Origin of the sequence: Aurantibacter sp., assembly GCF_039941195.1 — a bacterium.
In the GTDB taxonomy this organism is placed as follows: Bacteria; Bacteroidota; Bacteroidia; order Flavobacteriales; family Flavobacteriaceae; genus Aurantibacter_A.
Window position 1 is genome coordinate 1 of the sequence record NZ_JBDVFA010000080.1, and the last position, 17,880, is coordinate 17,880.

The following is a 17,880-nucleotide window of genomic DNA, read 5'->3' on the forward strand; positions in this document are numbered from 1 at the left end:
TATGGCTTTGTATGATGATGGAAGAATGTTGTCTTCTGATGAAAATTATTTCTTTTGGAGAGCATTGAATGTTGGAGTAGATCGTGCGCTATTCGCATTGGAATCTATGGATCGTGTTGACATGCCGGCTGAGGAGCAGCTAATATTAGAAGGAGAAACCAAAGCGTTACTTGCATTTTGGAGGTATTTATTAATAGAAACTTATGGAGCTAAGGATATCAGTGGTGGTGGCGCACATTTTGCAGAAACTGCTACAAGCGTTGTTAGTTTAGAAGGTAATCAAGTAAATGCAAGTGTGTTTTATGCTGATATTTTCAATAACATTGATGCTGCAATAGCCAATCTTCCAGACCCCAGTGATGTAACCTATGGAAAGCTTAATGTTGGAGTGGCAAAAGCGATGAAAGCAAAATTTTTAATGGGTTTGGCTGGGTATGAAGATGGCCTGATTTCCGAGGTAAAATCTTCATGGACTAAATCCTCTATTTTGTCTGAAGCGCGTGATTTGGCTTTGAGTGTTGTTAACGATTATGGCTATTCACTCGAGAGTGATTATGAGATGCTTTGGCATGTAGATAATCAGAAAAATAGTGAAGTAATTTTTGCAGCACAATTTACCGATGATAATCTTTTTAATGATACAGCATTTCCTTCAGCTGACAGAGGTAACGACCTACATTATTTTTGGGTTACCGAAATGCGTTTAAATATTGTAACTGGCGAACAAAATGTGCCTAATTCAGAACAGCATACCTTATGGTACGGGAAAAAGCAATCTTATATTATGCCCACACTTTATTACCTTGAAGCATTTGGAAATTATGACAAGAGATTAACAGGTAGTTTTTTAGATACATGGTTGCGATTGGCAGGTGATGATCCATTAGGGGTGCCAGTTATTCCAACTAAATCAACAGATACGGTACTTTATAAATCGTTTCAAAATCTAAGCCGTGATGAGTTTGATACATTTGCTGCAAGAGGTGTTGTGGCTTCGGGTATAAATCACATATATAATGATGGTGTTACCGCATATCCCACAGACGAATCTAACACGCCTATAGGTGCACCAACAGTAAATGGACGAAAAGGGTTTCATACATTTAAAAAACATTTGGATACCTCACGTGAAGATGCCAGAGACCGAAACGGAAACAAGGACTTTCCTTTTCTACGGTTAGCTGAAATGTATCTTATAGCAGCAGAATGTAATATAAGACTTGGTCAATCCGGGAGTGCTATACCTTATATACAAGCTATTCGTGAAAGAGCAAAAATGTCTGGATTTGAAAGTGAATTGGATATTTCCGCGAGTGACATGACCATGGAATTCATACTTGATGAATATGCACGTGAAACAGGTGGAGAACTTTGGAGGTGGTATTTACTCAAAAGAACGGGAACGTTGTTAACAAGGGTTGCTGATAAAAATCCAGATTACGCGACTGGTGGCTTAACCCAAATTAAAAATTATCATATAGTGAGACCTATCCCACAACAAGATATGGATGCCGTTGGAAACCCTGGAGTTTTCGTACAAAACGATGGGTATTAGTATTTAAGAAAAAACGGTAAAAAATGTTAGGAGAGGAGCTTATTTGGAAGTTTCTTTCCTCACTATTATTATTCGTAGAAGCTACTAGTAAGAAATTTTATTCCTAAATTTTTTCAGTCATGAGTTATATCCTTTCAAGATTCCATATTTGTTCTTCTTTAGTATTTTTTATGACACTATTTGCATGTACTAAACCAGAAGAGCCAAAACAACCCAATATTTTGTTTGTGATTAGTGATGATCAATCTTTTGCACACACTGGTTTTGCAGGGGCAAAATTTATTAAAACACCAGGGTTTGATAGGGTGGCTACGGAAGGAGTGTACTTCAAGAACTTTATGGCCAGTTCGCCAGGTTGTGCTCCTTCTCGTAGTTCAATAGTGACAGGACGTTATCCGTGGCAAAATGAACAATCAGGTCAGCATGCGTCCTCGTGGATGAAAAAATATGTGCCCTTTGTCGACGTTCTTAAGGAAAATGGCTATGCTACAGGAAAAACAGGTAAGGGAGTAGGACCATTTAAGTATGCCGAAAGTGAGGCAGATTCGTTATGGCGAAAGGAGGATGCGGCTGGACCAGATTATTCAGAAATTGTGTACGAAAGGAACGACTTATCAACTACAGGTTTACATCCAGAGAATTATTTTGAAAATTTTAAATACTTTTTAAACAACGCACGCGATACAAAACCTTTTTTCTTTTGGTTTGGGGCATATGAACCCCACTTGCCCTATGAAGCAGGTTCTTGGAAAGAAAACGGCAAAAATTTAAACGAGCCCAACATACCAAAATTCTTACCAGAATCAGAAATTGTAAGAGCCGATATTTTGGATTATTCGGTAGAAATTGAATGGTACGATCATCATTTGTCCAAAATGCTGGATTATCTTGAAAGTATCGGAGAACTCGAGAATACCATAATAATCGTAACCAGCGATAATGGCATGCCCTTTCCTAGAGCGAAAGCAAATGCGTATGAATATGGAATTCATGTGCCTTTTGCTGTTAGGTACCCACAGAAATTTCCAGGAGGGAGAGTGGTTGATGACCTTGTTGATTTTTCAGATGTAGCACCAACGATTTTAGATATTGTAAATGCCAAACCTTTAAGTATGCAGCCAATAAGCGGTAATAGTATATTGCCTACCCTCATCTCGGATGAGCAAGGGCTTGTCTCCGAAGAAAACAAATACGCCTTTTCGGGACGGGAGCGGCATTCGTCTTCCAGGCATGAAAATTGGGGCTATCCTCAGAGAGCTATTCGCAGTAACGATTTCATACTCATCTGGAATATGAAACCTGATAGATGGCCGGCTGGTGCGCCACAACGAATAAAAAATGATTCCCTAAACCAGTTGTATCCCGACTTAGGTATAGATTCTTTAGGCAACCACCATTCAGAGTGGGCCTTTACCGACATTGACGAAATACCTACTAAAGCATATATGGTTGAAGGTCACGATAATCCTTCAATAAGCAACTATCTAAGTCTTGCTGTAGATAAAAGACCCGAGTTTGAACTTTTTAATATCAATACTGACCCTGCATGCCTCGACAATTTGGTTGGAAAAAAAGAATTTCAGGATACAGAGGTGGAACTCAAAAATGCGCTTAAGAACAAATTGGTTGCAACTAAAGATCCTAGGGTAGTAGGACCCGATACTGAAATTTTTGACAGCTACATAAGATATAGCAAAATTAGAAATTTTCCGAACCCAAAGGACAACTAATGGCAAGGATAAATATTCACCTACCCCTAACCAAACCGACCATACTAATTCTTAGTTTGATCACTTTTTTCGGTTGTGAGCAACAATCCCCTATTACTATATTGAACATGGAGGATTTTATGGATAGCAATGTGAAAGATTTAACACCTATCGTAACAGAAGTATTGGAGAAGGCGAAGGATCAAAATGTAGAACGTATAGTTTTTCCAAAAGGTGTATACCATTTTTATCCTACGTATGCTAGGGATTTTTATTGCACCATTTCCAATAATGACAATGGAAAAAGGAGGGTGGCATTTCCGCTATTGGATTTTTCAGGAATAGAGATTGACGGAGGTGATTCTGAATTTATTTTTCATGGTCGAATCGTACCTTTTTTGATAAAAAACAGTACTCAAGTGTCCCTAAAAAATTTCTCCATTGATTGGAAAGTGCCTTTTGCCCTTGAGGGGGAGGTTGTTGCAAGAAATGAGGAAAAGAACTCATTCGATATTTCCATTTCAACTCCGTATAAAGTTGCCGACGGGCACCTGTACCATTGTATCGAATATGAGAATTCTGAATACGAAAAAGAATTCGGTCATAAATTTCGCCGTGCCCAAAGTGTATGCAACCTTATAGGTCAAAATATTATTTGGGACCCGAAAACCATGGCTCCTATTTTTAATTCTGAAGCCATGAGCGGTTTACTTTACAAGCTCTTATCCGTCGAAGAAATCAAACCAGGGGTTATTCGAATTTTTAGTCCGTATCCGGAGTTACCGCCTATTAGTAGTATTTTTTATTCAAAAGGTGAGTATCTGGCCAACCGGTTGTGTCCGGGTATTCGGGTTACGGAAAGTAAGGATTTGCAACTTCAAAACATCGACTTGTACCACGCTGGTGCAATGGGACTAATTGCTGAACGGAGTGAAAATATAACTCTGGACAACTTTAATGTAAAACTAAAACCTGAAGGCGGAAGATTTGTGAGTTCAACAGCGGATGCCACGCATTTTGTCCACTGTAAAGGCGAGATCGTTATTCGCAATTCTACTTTCGAAAATATGATGGACGATGCCGTAAACGTTCATGGCATTTATATGCGGGTAAAGAAAGTTTTGGATGAGCATAGAATCGCTTTTGAGACTAATCATCCACATCAAAATGATCTTTTATTTGGAAAAAAGGGAGAAACTGTCAGAATAGTCGGGAAGCATACGTTACAGCCCAAAACAGAAAAACTTAGCTTGAAAAATGTGAATAGACTAAACGAACGGGTAGTCATTCTTACTTTTGAAGAGCACATAAAAGAGACGATAGAAATAGGCGATGGTATTGAAAACTTGACATGGACACCCTCGGTTTTACTAGAGAACAATAGCATTAAAAATAATAGGGCTAGGGGTTTTTTACTTTCAACCCCTAAGAAAATAGTGGTTCGAAACAACCATCTAGCCACCCAAAAAGCAGGCATTCGTATAACCAGCGACCTTAAATTATGGAATGAATCCGGTGCGGTAACAGATGTGCTCATTGAAAATAACACCTTTGAAGACTGTGTTTTTGGAGGAGGAGGTAAGCAGTCGGTTATTCTTATCGATCCTGAGATTCATTCCAGCTCGGATTGTAAGACATTCGAGAAAGGCATCGTTATTCGAAACAACACTTTCAAGACCTTCGATAACGCCATTATTTCTGCCAGTTTTGTTGATGGACTTGAAATTGCGGGCAACACTATTATTGAAACTGACACCTATCCGAAGATCGCCAAACAGCAACAGCATTTCAAAATTGAAGGCAGTAAGAATGTGACCATACAGGACAATCAGTACAGACCTCTAAACGGGTACCAAACAAAGCCCACTATCACCGAAAAAAATAGTATAAACACTACCTCGTCAAGCAATCATTAAAATCCGAATAATATGAGTATTAAAAATACCAGAACCTTTCTTACGTTCACCTTGCTTATCTTATCGATTATTTGCAATATATATGCGCAAGATAGTTTCTATAACGTAAAGGAATATGGTGCTACCGGGGATGGGCAAGCTTTAGAGTCCTCCTTTATCCAAAAGGCCATTGATGCCTGTAGCGAAAATGGTGGAGGAACAGTTTACCTCCCCGCGGGAGTCTATCGCAGCGGTACTATCGTTTTAAAAAGCAATATTAGATTATACCTTGAAGCGCGAGCTAAAATTTTGGGCAGCTCCGACCGCAATGATTACCAAGTTATAACTCCTGATTTTCCGTCGCGCACTAATGACCTTTATGTTAATAGAAGCGTGATCTATGCCGAAAATGCCGAAAATATTAGTATAGAAGGTAAAGGGGTTATTGATGGAAATGGCTTGATTCCAGTTTTCAATATCAAACGGCCGCAAATTCATAGACCTTACTTGGTTCGTTTTATCAACTGTAAAAACCTAACTATTAGGGATGTCAGATTGGTCGAAGCCGCCAACTGGACACTTCATTTACTAGGGTGCAAACAAGTGGTGGTTGATGGTTTAAAAATTTTCGCTTCGCACAGAGAAAATAGGGATGGAATCGATATTGATGGTTGCCAAGATGTGGCCATATCGAACTGCGATATTGTTTCCGGAGATGATGCCATTGTACTGAAAAGCACTGGCCCTGCAATATGCAAGAATATTATGGTAACCAACTGCAAACTTACCTCACAGGCCTCTGCCTTTAAAATGGGCACGGAAAGTACAGGAGGATTTGAGAACATCACATTTTCAAATAGTATAATTACCAATGTAAAAGAACATACAGCAATTGCCATGATGATGGTAGACGGGGGTACTTTGAGAAACGTGACCATAAATAATATTGTTATGGACAGTGTTAGTGTGCCATTTTTTATTCGTCTTGGTGATAGGGCCAGACCTTATAAAAAAGGGCTTCCTCCTGCGTCAACAGGAAGTGTGGAAAACATAAACATCAGTAATGTGATAGTAACCAATTCTGGGTTGTCGAGTCATGTTACCGGACTTCACAAGAAAAAAATTAAAAATATCAGTTTCAGCAATATTACTATTGTTGACAACCAAGCCTACAAAGGCATTCCCCTACCCTATAATGAAGTACCCTTCAAGGAGTCTCATTACCCTATGGGTCAAATGTATGGATCTAACCTACCCTCTTCTACCTTTTATTTTCGAAATATCGAAGGTTTAAAGTTGGACAATATCAATATAAAACATAGTCAAAGGGATAATAGGCCATCAATTGTGCTTGATAGAATCACGAACATGAAAATCAAAGGAGTTAGTGCGGATACTCAGAATAAAGCACCTTTGGCATATCTAAGGAATATTGAAAAAGGCGCCATTTTTGAGTCTAGCAACTATGGAGTTTCGAACTACCTTACGCATATAGAGCATAGCAATTGTAAAAACGTATCGCTCAAATCCGATTTAATGTTTGAAGACCAACGGGCATCAAAACAAGTTGACGGGCTACCCGATAGGATATTCGAGGATATAAAAGGTAAGTCTTTCAAGGATTTTAACCAAACAACATCTTTAGGGTTGCCTTCTTACCCACTAAAAGAGGGCAAGCAATCATTTTCGCTTGAGAAAACGGTAAATTTTCCGTTTAAATTAATGGTTTTGAATTATTCGAATGGTTCGCCTGAAACACTTCAGTTCAAGATAAAGAATAATACATATTCACTACAAATAACAAATAAAAGTTGGGGATGGAATGCCGTTACGGTTGAAGAGATATTTAAAGGCGATAAGAAAGTGATCATTGAAATGCTACCTGTTAATGGGTCTAGTGTTTTTGTTTCGAAAATTGTTTTGGTACCGACGAAAGTTACAGATTAATGGCAAAAGGTTTTAATTAAAAATAACTTTGCTTTAGATATAGCGTCAAGAATTAACATTAAAATTTTAACTACTAAAAAGTACAATAATTAAGTGAATTGAATAATTGAATAATTGAATAATTGAGTTGAGTGAGTTGAGTTGAGTGAGTTGAGTTTAAAGGGGATACTATACTTTTAGTATCCCTTTTTCACATCACAATGTTAAAACTAAGTGTGATATTTTAGTTTTCTATTAACTAATATTAGGTTTTACCTTTTTTGATGAAACTAAATACATGAATAGCGATGGCAGCTTATCTTGTACTCAAATTATAAATTAGTATAAAAAGTCCGATATGAATTCCTTTGAAAAAACAACACAAAATCAAACTTTAAAATACACGTTCGCCTTTTTGTGTGCGTTTGTTTTATGTAGTGCTTCCTATTCACAAGAACAGTATAATATTTTGTGGTTAAGTGTTGAAGATATGAGTCCTAGATTGGGTTGCTATGGAGATACTACTGTGCCTACTCCAAATATTGATAAATTGGCAATGGAAGGAGTACGCTATACCAACGCATATGCTACTTACGGCGTTTGTGCCCCTAGTAGGCATACTTTAATAACAGGGATGTATCCAACTTCTACAGGAGCTATGGCAATGCGAACATGGAAAAGGACTAGTTCTTTAGCTGAAATTACTGATCCAGAATTATTATCCATTCCAGTTTATGAAGCAACACCACCTGCAGGTGTAAAATGTTTTTCGGAATATATGAGGGCTGCGGGATACTACTGTACAAATAATTCAAAAACCGATTATCAATTTAAATTGCCAATAACGGCGTGGGACGAAAGTAGTAAGAATGCGCATTGGAGAAATAGACCCTCAAAGAAAACACCTTTTTTTGCTGTTTTTAATAATACTGAAACTCATGAAAGTAAAATCTTTGAGCAATATTCACCTAGAATTGCCAAATTAGAAAATATAAAAGTACCATCATATTATCAAGATACGCCAACTGTTCGAGCTGATTTAGTACGGCATTACGATAATATTCATTCAATGGATAAATGGGTAGGCAGGATAATGGAACAATTAAAAGAAGATAAACTTTTAGACAAGACAATAATTGTATTTTTTTCAGACCACGGAGATGGTTTTCCTAGAGCAAAACGTTGGGTCTATGATTCCGGAATAAAAGTTCCATTGATTATCAGGTGGCCCGATGGAAAAGATGCCGGAACTATTAACAATGATTTAGTCTCCTTTGTAGATTTTGCACCTACCACCCTGTCTTTTGCGAATTTGTCGCCTCCGGAATATATGGAAGGTCAGATTTTTGCTGGGAAACAAAAGGAGCGTCCTAGGAAGTTTATATATGCCTTTAGGGACCGCATGGATCCAGCACCCGAAACGATTAGAGCTGTAAGGGACAATCAGTTTGAGTATGTAAGAAATTATAGGCCCGATTTACCCTATTTGGGATATATACCTTATAGAGATAATGCTCAAATGATGAAAGAAATATGGAAATTAAAGAATGAAGGTAGATTAGTTGAAAACCAATGGCAGTTTTCGGCAGATAAAAAACCTTTAGAAGAATTATATGATACCAAGTTAGACCCCGATCAGATTCATAATTTGGCAAGTGACCCTGAATATTTCACTAAATTGAATGAACTAAGAGAAGCGCATTATGAGTTTGTTGAAAAATTTGGAGATTTAGGGATGATATCTGAAAAGGAACTAATAAAAAAACTTTGGAAACCAGATGGAATTCAACCTATTACAAATAAGCCAGTTTTGCATACTGATGATGCTAAGATGTTAGAGATATCATGTGCTACCGAAGGTGCTTCAATTGCCTTTTCTTGGCAAGGAGATGACAATTGGTCTCTTTATCATAAACCAATTCAAATTAAAAAGAATAAAACTATTGAGGTAATTGCAATCCGACTCGGGTGGAAGCAAAGCGACATGGTTAAAATGAAAATGTAATTCGTTTTAATCAAGTGTTTAGCTTAGCAGATGATTTTAATTAGTTGAATCAGATGTGTTTATTTATATTTTACGTTTAAAGTAATCAATAATTATTATGGCTTATTGAGTGAGTTGAAAAGTTATGCCATTTTTTTTGGTGATCCATTTACGATAATTACAAAATATTATGGGTCATGCTATGCATGTTTTTATGTCAAATGGAAGTGATTATGAAAATTTACTGATTTTGAAAAAATACCATATCAATGCATGAAAAAGACTGTTAATTGGTATTTTTAAAGCTCATTAGTACTGTTCTCTTTTTTGAAAATAAAAAATAAAACCAAATTATCATTTTCAAAAGCTTCTCGAATCTTGATGAAGGCAATCCGCATTTGTGATTCAACCGTTTTAACAGAGATGCCCATTTGTGTTGCAATTTCATTATATTTAATATCCTGAACTTTATTCATTTGGATGATTTTTCTACACTTGGGGGGGAGGTTTTTTATTACCTCTTTCATTTTATGAATACGTTTTTCTTGAGTTTCAGAGTCTTCTTCAATTCTATCTCGCAAAGCACGTTCCCAAATTATACTGATTATTTTTTCTTGTTTTTTGGAATTCTCAATGGTATCAATATATAAGTTATAAGCGATAGCATAAAGATATCCTTTAGGCGATTTATTGCTGTTTAGCTTATGGCGATTGTCCCAGAGATTTATAAATGTTTGTTGGACAATATCTTCTGATTGAATTTTATCGTGGTTATAGGATGCTATATAGGCCACCAGGCGATTATAGTAAGCATTAAATAAGAATTTAAAGGCTTGCTTATTTCCTTTTTTTAAAGCCTCAACCGCTTTTACATCATCCATTTCTTAAGCACTTCGTTGGTGAGATTTGATTGTAATATTGCACAAATTGAAATTAATTTAATTTCTTTTAAGGGTTTTTTATTACATCTCAGTATAGGTTATGTCATGTGTCTTTAAGTCGGTCTCGAAAGTAAAGTATATATCTGAAATTTAATTGCAATAGATGAAAAAATATATTAGTAAACTACTAATGGGTACCATTACCAATGAAGAGCTAAAAGCACTTAGGGAATGGTTGGATAATCCTAAAAATCAAGCAAAACTTGAAAATTACGTACAGGATTATCACGATTTAAATATGTCTTTACTAAAAGAAAATGTTTCGGATGCCTACGAGAAAACGATTAATAGAATAGAGTTGACAGATAAGCCAGTTAGAAGGTTACTACCAAATTGGGCTAAGTATGCGGCAGTTGCAGTATTATTTATTGGGATTGGTTTTTTATACCAACAGAATTTTTTCGCTACAAATTCAAATGCGGCGCTTGTGCCTAATGAGGAACAGATAACTTTAGAATTAGAGAATGGCACCATTAAAACAATAAACGTTGCGCAATCTAAAGTCGTAAAAGACGACGATGGCAATGTTATTGGTAATCAAGAAAAAAGTCAATTAAATTATTCGAAAACGAATAAGCTTCAAAAGGTGGTTTATAATACCTTAAATATCCCAAAAGGCAAGACCTTTCGTATTGCATTGTCCGACGGAACTTTAGTGGTTATGAATGCTGGTAGTTCTTTAAGATACCCCATAAGTTTTTCACCAGTGTCGGCTCGAAAAGTTTTTCTAAAAGGCGAGGCTTATTTTGATGTTACAAAAGATAACTCAAGGCCTTTTATTGTAAATGTAGATAATTTAGATATTGAAGTTTTAGGGACTGAATTTAATGTTTCTTCTTATAATGAGGATGCTAATATTGAAGTAGTACTTGTAGAAGGGGCAGTGCAGCTTAATGCTAACAATGAATTAGAACGTGGAAGTCCTGTGGAGCTCTCACCTGGACAACGCGGTTCTTATGCACGTGTTTCTAAAAATATAAATATTGACGCGGTTAAGACAGCTCTTTATACTTCATGGATTCAAGGTCATCTAGTATTTAGAGACTTAAGTTTTAATCAAATACTATCAAAATTGGAACGCCATTATAACATAGAAATTGAGAACGAAAACGCAGAATTGGGTAAAGAGATTTTTAATGCAAGTTTCAACAAGGTTAAAATTGAAGAGATTTTGAGTTTTTTCAATGACACTCATAAAATCGAATATGAGATTAAAAATAATAAAGTATTTATTAAATAAGTAATGTCGAACTAAAAATAGAAACCAGTATGAAGTGAAGAATTGAAAAAAGTAGGCGACACCTTAATTTTATAAAAAAAACCGGAAAATGTTCGAGCATTCTCCGGCGATAAAGAGTGATCGCAATTATTTGCAAACCACAATTAAATACAATCAAAAATATGAAAATACCATTGAACGAATGGAGGTTAGCTAAACCTTTGTTGAAATTTGACTTAAAAATGAAGCTCACAACACTGTTTATGATTGCGACCTTATTCGGGTTGCATGCGAATAATGGTTATGCTCAAAAGACTAAAGTGACGGTGAATGTTGAGAATACAAGCATTCGTAATATAATAGATAACATTGAAGCCAATAGCCAATTTCGATTTATTTATAAAACCAAACACGTCGATTTAGAACGTAAAATATCGCTTAATGTAAATGACGCACAAATTGAGAAGGTTTTAAAAAGTTTGTTTGATAAAACGAATACGAGATATAAAGTTAGAGGCGCACATATTATCTTAAATAAGGTGCTCGTAGAGAATGTAATCCCAAAAGTAACCTCAAAAAAAGTCGTAACTACTAAAGTACAGAGTTTCGTAATTACTGGTTTGGTTACTGATGAAAACGGGACTCCACTTCCTGGTGCAAATATTGTTGAAAAAGGGACGGTAAATGGAGTAACAGCAGATTTTGATGGTAATTTTAACTTAGATCTTACCGATGGTAATGCTGTTCTTGTTATTTCATATTTAGGTTTTGCTACACAAGAAGTGCCCGTAAATCAGCAAACCAACGTTTCTGTAAGATTAAAAGAAGACGCAGCTGGTTTGGAAGAAGTTGTTGTAGTTGGATACGGTAGTGTTAAAAAAAGCGATTTAACAGGTTCTGTTGCGTCTATAGCCTCGGAAGATTTAGTGGCTTTTCCAGTGGTGGACGCGGCCCAAGCATTGCAGGGTAGAGCTGCTGGTGTATTGGTGCAATCTACTAATGGAGCACCTGGGTCAGATTACAGTATTCAAATACGAGGTAATTCTTCAATTAATGCGGGAAACGACCCATTAATCGTTGTCGACGGGTTTATTGGTGGCGTAATGCCTCCATCTGAAGATATTAAGTCCATTGAAATCTTAAAAGATGCTTCTTCAACTGCTATATATGGTGCAAGAGGTGCAAATGGTGTTGTTATTGTAAGTACAAAACGAGGTACTGAAGGTAAAGCGAAATTTAATTTCACATCTTCATATTCGTTACAAAAAGAAATAAATCGTTTAGACTTGTTAAACGCAGACCAATTTACAGGCTATATTCAAGAGCTTTATCCAGATTTTGTTCCAGACTTAACTGGCAATGGTACAGACTGGCAAGATGAAATTTATAGACCTGGTGGGGTTCAAAATTATCAGCTTTCTGTTTCAGGAGGTACTGAAAATATTAATTATTATTTGTCTGGAGCTATTTATGATCAAGAAGGGGTTATTGAAAATTCTGACTACAATAGGTACTCAATTACTTCTAATATAGATTTAAAGGTTTCCGAATCAGTTAAAATCGGAGCAAGCATATTTGCGCGTTCAACAGAACGAAATGGAGTTATTACCCAAGAAGGGGGTGATGCTTCGCAAACAGGAGTTGTTTCGGGTGCGTATAAATTTTCGCCAACCCAAGGTTTGAGAGATGAAGATGGTGACTATACATTAAGCGCAGTAGGTTATCCTATCGATAACCCTTATGCACTAGCAACGGAATTTGAAAATGAAAATATTAGTGATTTATTTCAGGGGAATTTATATGCTGAAATCGGAATTTTTAATGGACTAACGTTTAAAACAACTTTGGGACTTAGTAAAATTGGTACAAGAACCGGTCAGTATTATCCAACTACTGTAGAGCGTGGTGCTGGTGCAGGTGGAGAGGCAACTTTAAATGTTAGTAGAAATACAAGTTTTATTAATGAGAATTATCTAACCTATTCTAAAACTTTTGGCGAGGCTCATGATTTATCTATAATGGCCGGTTATTCTTTTCAGAAAGATAGGTCAGAAGGTCTGGATTCTTTTGCTAGTGGTTTTATTTCTGATTCCTTTTCTTTTTGGAATCTAGGAGGCGGTACAAGTTCCTCTTTTATTGATTCAGCATTATCTGAAACAGAATTTGAAGCGTTTTTTGGAAGAATAAATTACACCCTTAATAATAAGTATTTATTTACGTTTACAGGCCGTAGAGAAGGAGCGTCAGTTTTTGCAGTGAATAGTAAATATGGATTTTTTCCATCTGCCGCTTTTGGTTGGAAAATTTCTGATGAAAACTTTTTATTAGATTCCAGTACTATTAGTTTGTTGAAACTTCGTGCTAGTTATGGTGAAGTGGGTAATCAGGCAATTAGCCCTTATCAATCTCTTGCATCATTCACCGATGTTTTTACAACTGTACAAGGAAGTACTGTTGCAGCATTAAGACCTTCCACAATTTCTAATAACAATTTAACCTGGGAGACAACGATACAAACCAACATTGGTTTAGACCTCGAAATCTTAAGAAATAGATTTGGTTTTACTGCGGACTATTATCATATGAGAACAAATGATCTTTTATTTGATGTGCCTACTCCAAATTATACCGGATTTCAATCGCAGTTGCAAAATATAGGATCTGTAGAGAATAAAGGATTTGAATTTGCTGTGAATGCAAATATTCTACAGAACGATTTTAAATGGAAGACCTATGCGAATATTTCATTTAATAAAAATGAAATAATTGAACTTGTTGAAAATGACACGGATGGTAATGATGTTTATTATTCTTCATCACCTTTACCAGGTGGTGGTAATACGCAATTATTAAGAGAAGGCTTGCCAGTTGGTCAGTTTTGGGGGTTTATATATGATGGCGTTGTTCAATCTGCTGACGAAGTTCTTATTGGAGGAGAAGAAATAGGTGGCGAGAAGTTTAAAGATTTGAATGGTGATGGAGAATTAACCGATGATGATCGTGCAATTATTGGTAATCCGCATCCTGATTTTAGTTGGGGTTGGAATAATGATTTTAGCTATAAGAATTTAAATCTTAATATTTTCATTCAAGGATCTCAAGGTGGTGAAATGATGAATTATACACTTATGGAATTGGGGACTTTAAACGGTCGAACCAATGTAACTACAGATGCCTTAAATCGCTGGACGCCAACAAATACCGATACCGATATTCCAGAGGCAAGAATTAGTAGAAGTTTTGTGACCTCAGATCGATGGATAGATGATGCTAGTTACGTTCGATTGAAGAATGTTTCATTAGGATATAACTTTCCCGAAACACTGTTGACTAAAATCCATTTGTCGTCAGCACGTCTTTTTATTAGTGGTCAGAACTTAATAACCTTAACAGATTATAAAGGTATTGATCCTGAAGTTGGATATAGGAGTTCTAGTAGTAATATAGGGCTTGATTTCGGAAGTTATCCGAATGTGAAATCATACACTTTAGGTCTAAATATCGGATTCTAGTATTAACAATAATCAAAAATAAAATTATGAAGAATATAATAAAATTTTCTGCACTAGCTATTTTGACTGTTGTTGTTGGTTGCGCAGACTTAGATGAAGAACCAGTGGGGTCATTAACTCCCGTCGGATTTTTTAACACCGTAGATGATGTATACCCGATGATTGATGGTACGTACGGTTTAATGGCGTCGTCAAATTATTACGGAGCTGGCTTAACAGTACCATTACAATTAATGAGTGATATGGTTGCTAATGGATTAGAATTTAGTGATTATGCTGAATTTAGTCCTTTCTTAACTACCCCTACAAATTCTTACGTAGGCAATTTATGGGCATCATCATATCAAACTATTGCAACAGCAAATACTGCAATCCAAGGTGTTGGTCTTTTAGAAGGTGACAATGAAGATGAAAAACTTTTAGTAGAAGGCGAAGCACGGTTTGTTCGAGGGTTTTTGTATTATCATTTAGTTAGATTATATGGTAATATACCGTATATCGATAGTCCAGACATAGTAGACCCTTTAAGTATTGAACTATCGACGCCAGACGAGGTATATGTTAAAATAGTTGAAGATTTGACATTTGCTTTTGAGAATTTGGAAATGGATTCACGAGGTAGTGTACGGTCTCGACCATCAAAAGGAACAGCAGCTTCTTATCTAGCTTCTGTATATATGACCATGGGTGAATGGCAAAAATCATATGACAGTGCTAAATGGGTGATAGATAATGCAGGCGAACTGAACTACGCTTTAGCTGAAGATTTTCAAGATTTATTTAGAAATAGTGAACAGGCATCTTCATTAGAGAATATTTTTATAATAGATTTCACTGCTAATCTAACCGGACAAACACCCAATCCTACAACCTATGAGAACGATGGTAAAATTGGTCCATTTAACGGTGTTGAAGGTGGTGTAGAGCCTATTCGTGGATGGAGTATGTTAGTACCTCATATTAATGTATATACTACTTGGGATGCTAATGATTATCGTTTAAAGGTGAGTTTAGCGGATTCTTTGATATTAGATGACGATACTGATATTGTTCGGCCTTTTACAGACTTTGAAGTGGCTAGACCACATATTGCTAAACACAATAGATTTCCAGGAGAAGGAAGAACTACAGCAGGGTGGAGAGCTGATTTAGATTATATCGCTTTTAGATATGCAGAAGTTTTACTAATTGCTGCAGAAGCTGCAAATGAATTAGGGAAAACGACAGAATCGGTAGATTATATTAATCTGATAAGAGCTCGTGCCAGAAAAGGTGGGGTAATTGATTTTTATGGAAGTGGATATGATACTTATGAACCTTCTAGTTTTCCAGAAGACGTTTTGTCTACTGCGAATACAGAAGATTTAAGATCTATTATTATAGAAGAAAGACGTATAGAATTAGCATTCGAATATAAAAGGTGGTACGACATTGTTCGTTTAGATTTAGGTAGTGAAGTGTTTGGTGCTGGTGGATTGGAGCCACAATCAAACTTTAATGTGCAACGTTATTTACTGCCAATACCTCAAGATGAAATGAATAGAAATCAGAATTTCGTTCAGAATCCAGGGTATTAATAATTGAGTTGATTGAGTAGTTTAAAGGCATTCATTCTTCGGAAGAATGCCTTTTTTTATTACTACAATTACAATTTGAAATAAGCTTTGTCTAATAAAATTAAACTAGAATGAAGAAATACATTGTAATATATGGTTCGATTTTGTTCGTGCTTTTCTCATGTAAGGAGAATGTGCTGGAACAAGTATCTAAACAAGAAATTGAATTCTTTCCTATTGAAGTAAATCATGAAGAAATCAAAATTGGTGACAATATAGTTGCTATCGTCGACGTGTCCCTTTTCGATGGAATAGCAGATTCTACTATTCACAATTCAACTGTAATTGTTCGCAACGGAATAATTGATAGGGTTGGTTTAGAAACAGTTGTAGAAATTCCGGAAGAAGCGGTAGTTGTTAATGGCCAAGGTCTAACATTAATGCCTGGTTTAATTGATGCTCACTTTCATTATGACCACGTTAAACACTTTCCAACAAAATTTGTTCGTAATGGTGTAACTTCTGTTAGAGATCCAGGACAATGGATAGAAGCTTTTGATTTTGAACGTCAAACAGGAGACCCACTTCCAAGATTGTTTTTAACTGGCCCGCATATTGATTCACCTCCGCCTAGCTGGCCCAAAGATTCGTATATGGTACGAGATGAAGCAGAAGTTAAGGAAGCCATGGATTATCTAATAAGGCAGAATGTTTCTGCCATAAAAATTTATCACAGATTACCACTTGGATTGATTAAAGAAGTGTGTGATATAGCGCATGCCAACGGATTACCCGTAACAGCTCATTTAGAAATAACAGATGCGCGGCAAGCCATTTTAGCTGGCCTCGATGGAGTAGAACACGTAACATCTTTAGGTACAGCATTAGTATCCAAAAAAAGAGCTGAGGAGTTCCGGCAGGAGATGTTGGCCAACAATAAAGCAAGGTTATCTGGTCGGTTAGAAATGTGGAGGGATATTGATGTTAATGGCAAGAAAGCAGATTCTCTTATTAATTTCTTGGAGGTTCATCAGACTTTTTTTACACCAACTTTAGGACCATACGAATACAGAATAGAAGGCGATAAGAAAGACAGTACTGCTTTGATTGCATTTCAACGCATGTGCGAATTTATTGGGAGATGTGTAAAGGCAGATATTAGAATTGCTGTAGGGTCACATGGGCCTTGGGTGCCCTATGCCGATAGAGGATGGTCGTATCAACATGAAATGGACTTACTCGCTAAGTCAGGCATGGCTAATATTGACATCATGAAAGCAGCGACCATGGTGAATGCTGAATTTTTAAAAATCGACCACCGCCTAGGAAGTATAGAAAAGGGAAAAGAAGCTGATCTTATTTTAATTAAAGGGGATCCTGAATCGAATATTCGCGATATGTTCAATATTGAGCGGGTAATGTTAAATGGTGTCTGGTTAGATTAACATATTAAAAAATATATAAATTAAAATCTTCTGAGAAGCTTCAAATGCTTGTCAAGTAAAGTACATAAATGATTATTAAAAAAGTTTTGATTTTGAGATTGCGATGTGCTTTTTATATTCCCTTTTGTTTAGTGTTAT

At 36.2% G+C, this 17,880-nt stretch carries 10 protein-coding genes; 9 read left to right on the forward strand and 1 reads right to left on the reverse strand.

Annotation, left to right across the window (positions count from 1 at the left end):
- The 5 genes from ABJF52_RS13120 to ABJF52_RS13140 all read left to right on the forward strand — a co-directional run.
- Positions 1–1,555: RagB/SusD family nutrient uptake outer membrane protein (locus tag ABJF52_RS13120; protein WP_348150987.1), on the forward strand; the 1,555-nt coding region annotated here is incomplete at its 5' end.
- Positions 1,556–1,674: 119 nt separating this feature from the next.
- On the forward strand, positions 1,675–3,285 hold the full coding sequence (locus ABJF52_RS13125; protein ID WP_348150990.1) for a sulfatase: 1,611 nt from the start codon (positions 1,675–1,677) through the stop codon (positions 3,283–3,285).
- Positions 3,285–5,180 (forward strand): hypothetical protein, encoded by a 1,896-nt coding sequence (locus ABJF52_RS13130; RefSeq protein WP_348150993.1) that lies wholly within the window; start codon positions 3,285–3,287, stop codon positions 5,178–5,180. The genes ABJF52_RS13125 and ABJF52_RS13130 overlap by 1 nt, the downstream gene beginning before the upstream one ends.
- 12 nt (positions 5,181–5,192) lie before the next feature.
- Entirely contained in the window at positions 5,193–7,106 is a 1,914-nt protein-coding gene (locus ABJF52_RS13135; protein ID WP_348150994.1) for a glycoside hydrolase family 28 protein, read from the forward strand.
- A gap of 337 nt (positions 7,107–7,443) precedes the next feature.
- Entirely contained in the window at positions 7,444–9,090 is a 1,647-nt protein-coding gene (locus ABJF52_RS13140; protein ID WP_348150996.1) for a sulfatase-like hydrolase/transferase, read from the forward strand.
- Between the two features lie 278 nt (positions 9,091–9,368).
- On the opposite strand, the gene ABJF52_RS13145 is transcribed toward ABJF52_RS13140, so the two are convergent.
- The gene (locus tag ABJF52_RS13145; RefSeq protein ID WP_348150999.1) at positions 9,369–9,950 is read right to left on the reverse strand and encodes an RNA polymerase sigma-70 factor; all 582 of its coding nucleotides are present in this window, start codon (positions 9,948–9,950) and stop codon (positions 9,369–9,371) included.
- A 163-nt stretch (positions 9,951–10,113) separates the two neighbouring features.
- Between ABJF52_RS13145 and ABJF52_RS13150 the strand changes: the two genes are divergently transcribed.
- The 4 genes from ABJF52_RS13150 to ABJF52_RS13165 all read left to right on the forward strand — a co-directional run bounded on the left by ABJF52_RS13150 (position 10,114) and on the right by ABJF52_RS13165 (position 17,742).
- Entirely contained in the window at positions 10,114–11,250 is a 1,137-nt protein-coding gene (locus ABJF52_RS13150; RefSeq protein ID WP_348151002.1) for a FecR domain-containing protein, read from the forward strand.
- A gap of 161 nt (positions 11,251–11,411) precedes the next feature.
- Entirely contained in the window at positions 11,412–14,741 is a 3,330-nt protein-coding gene (locus tag ABJF52_RS13155) for a TonB-dependent receptor (protein WP_348151004.1), read from the forward strand.
- A gap of 26 nt (positions 14,742–14,767) precedes the next feature.
- On the forward strand, positions 14,768–16,318 hold the full coding sequence (locus tag ABJF52_RS13160) for a RagB/SusD family nutrient uptake outer membrane protein (protein WP_348151007.1): 1,551 nt from the start codon (positions 14,768–14,770) through the stop codon (positions 16,316–16,318).
- Positions 16,319–16,428: 110 nt separating this feature from the next.
- On the forward strand, positions 16,429–17,742 hold the full coding sequence (locus ABJF52_RS13165) for an amidohydrolase family protein (protein WP_348151010.1): 1,314 nt from the start codon (positions 16,429–16,431) through the stop codon (positions 17,740–17,742).
- Positions 17,743–17,880 lie beyond the last annotated feature (138 nt).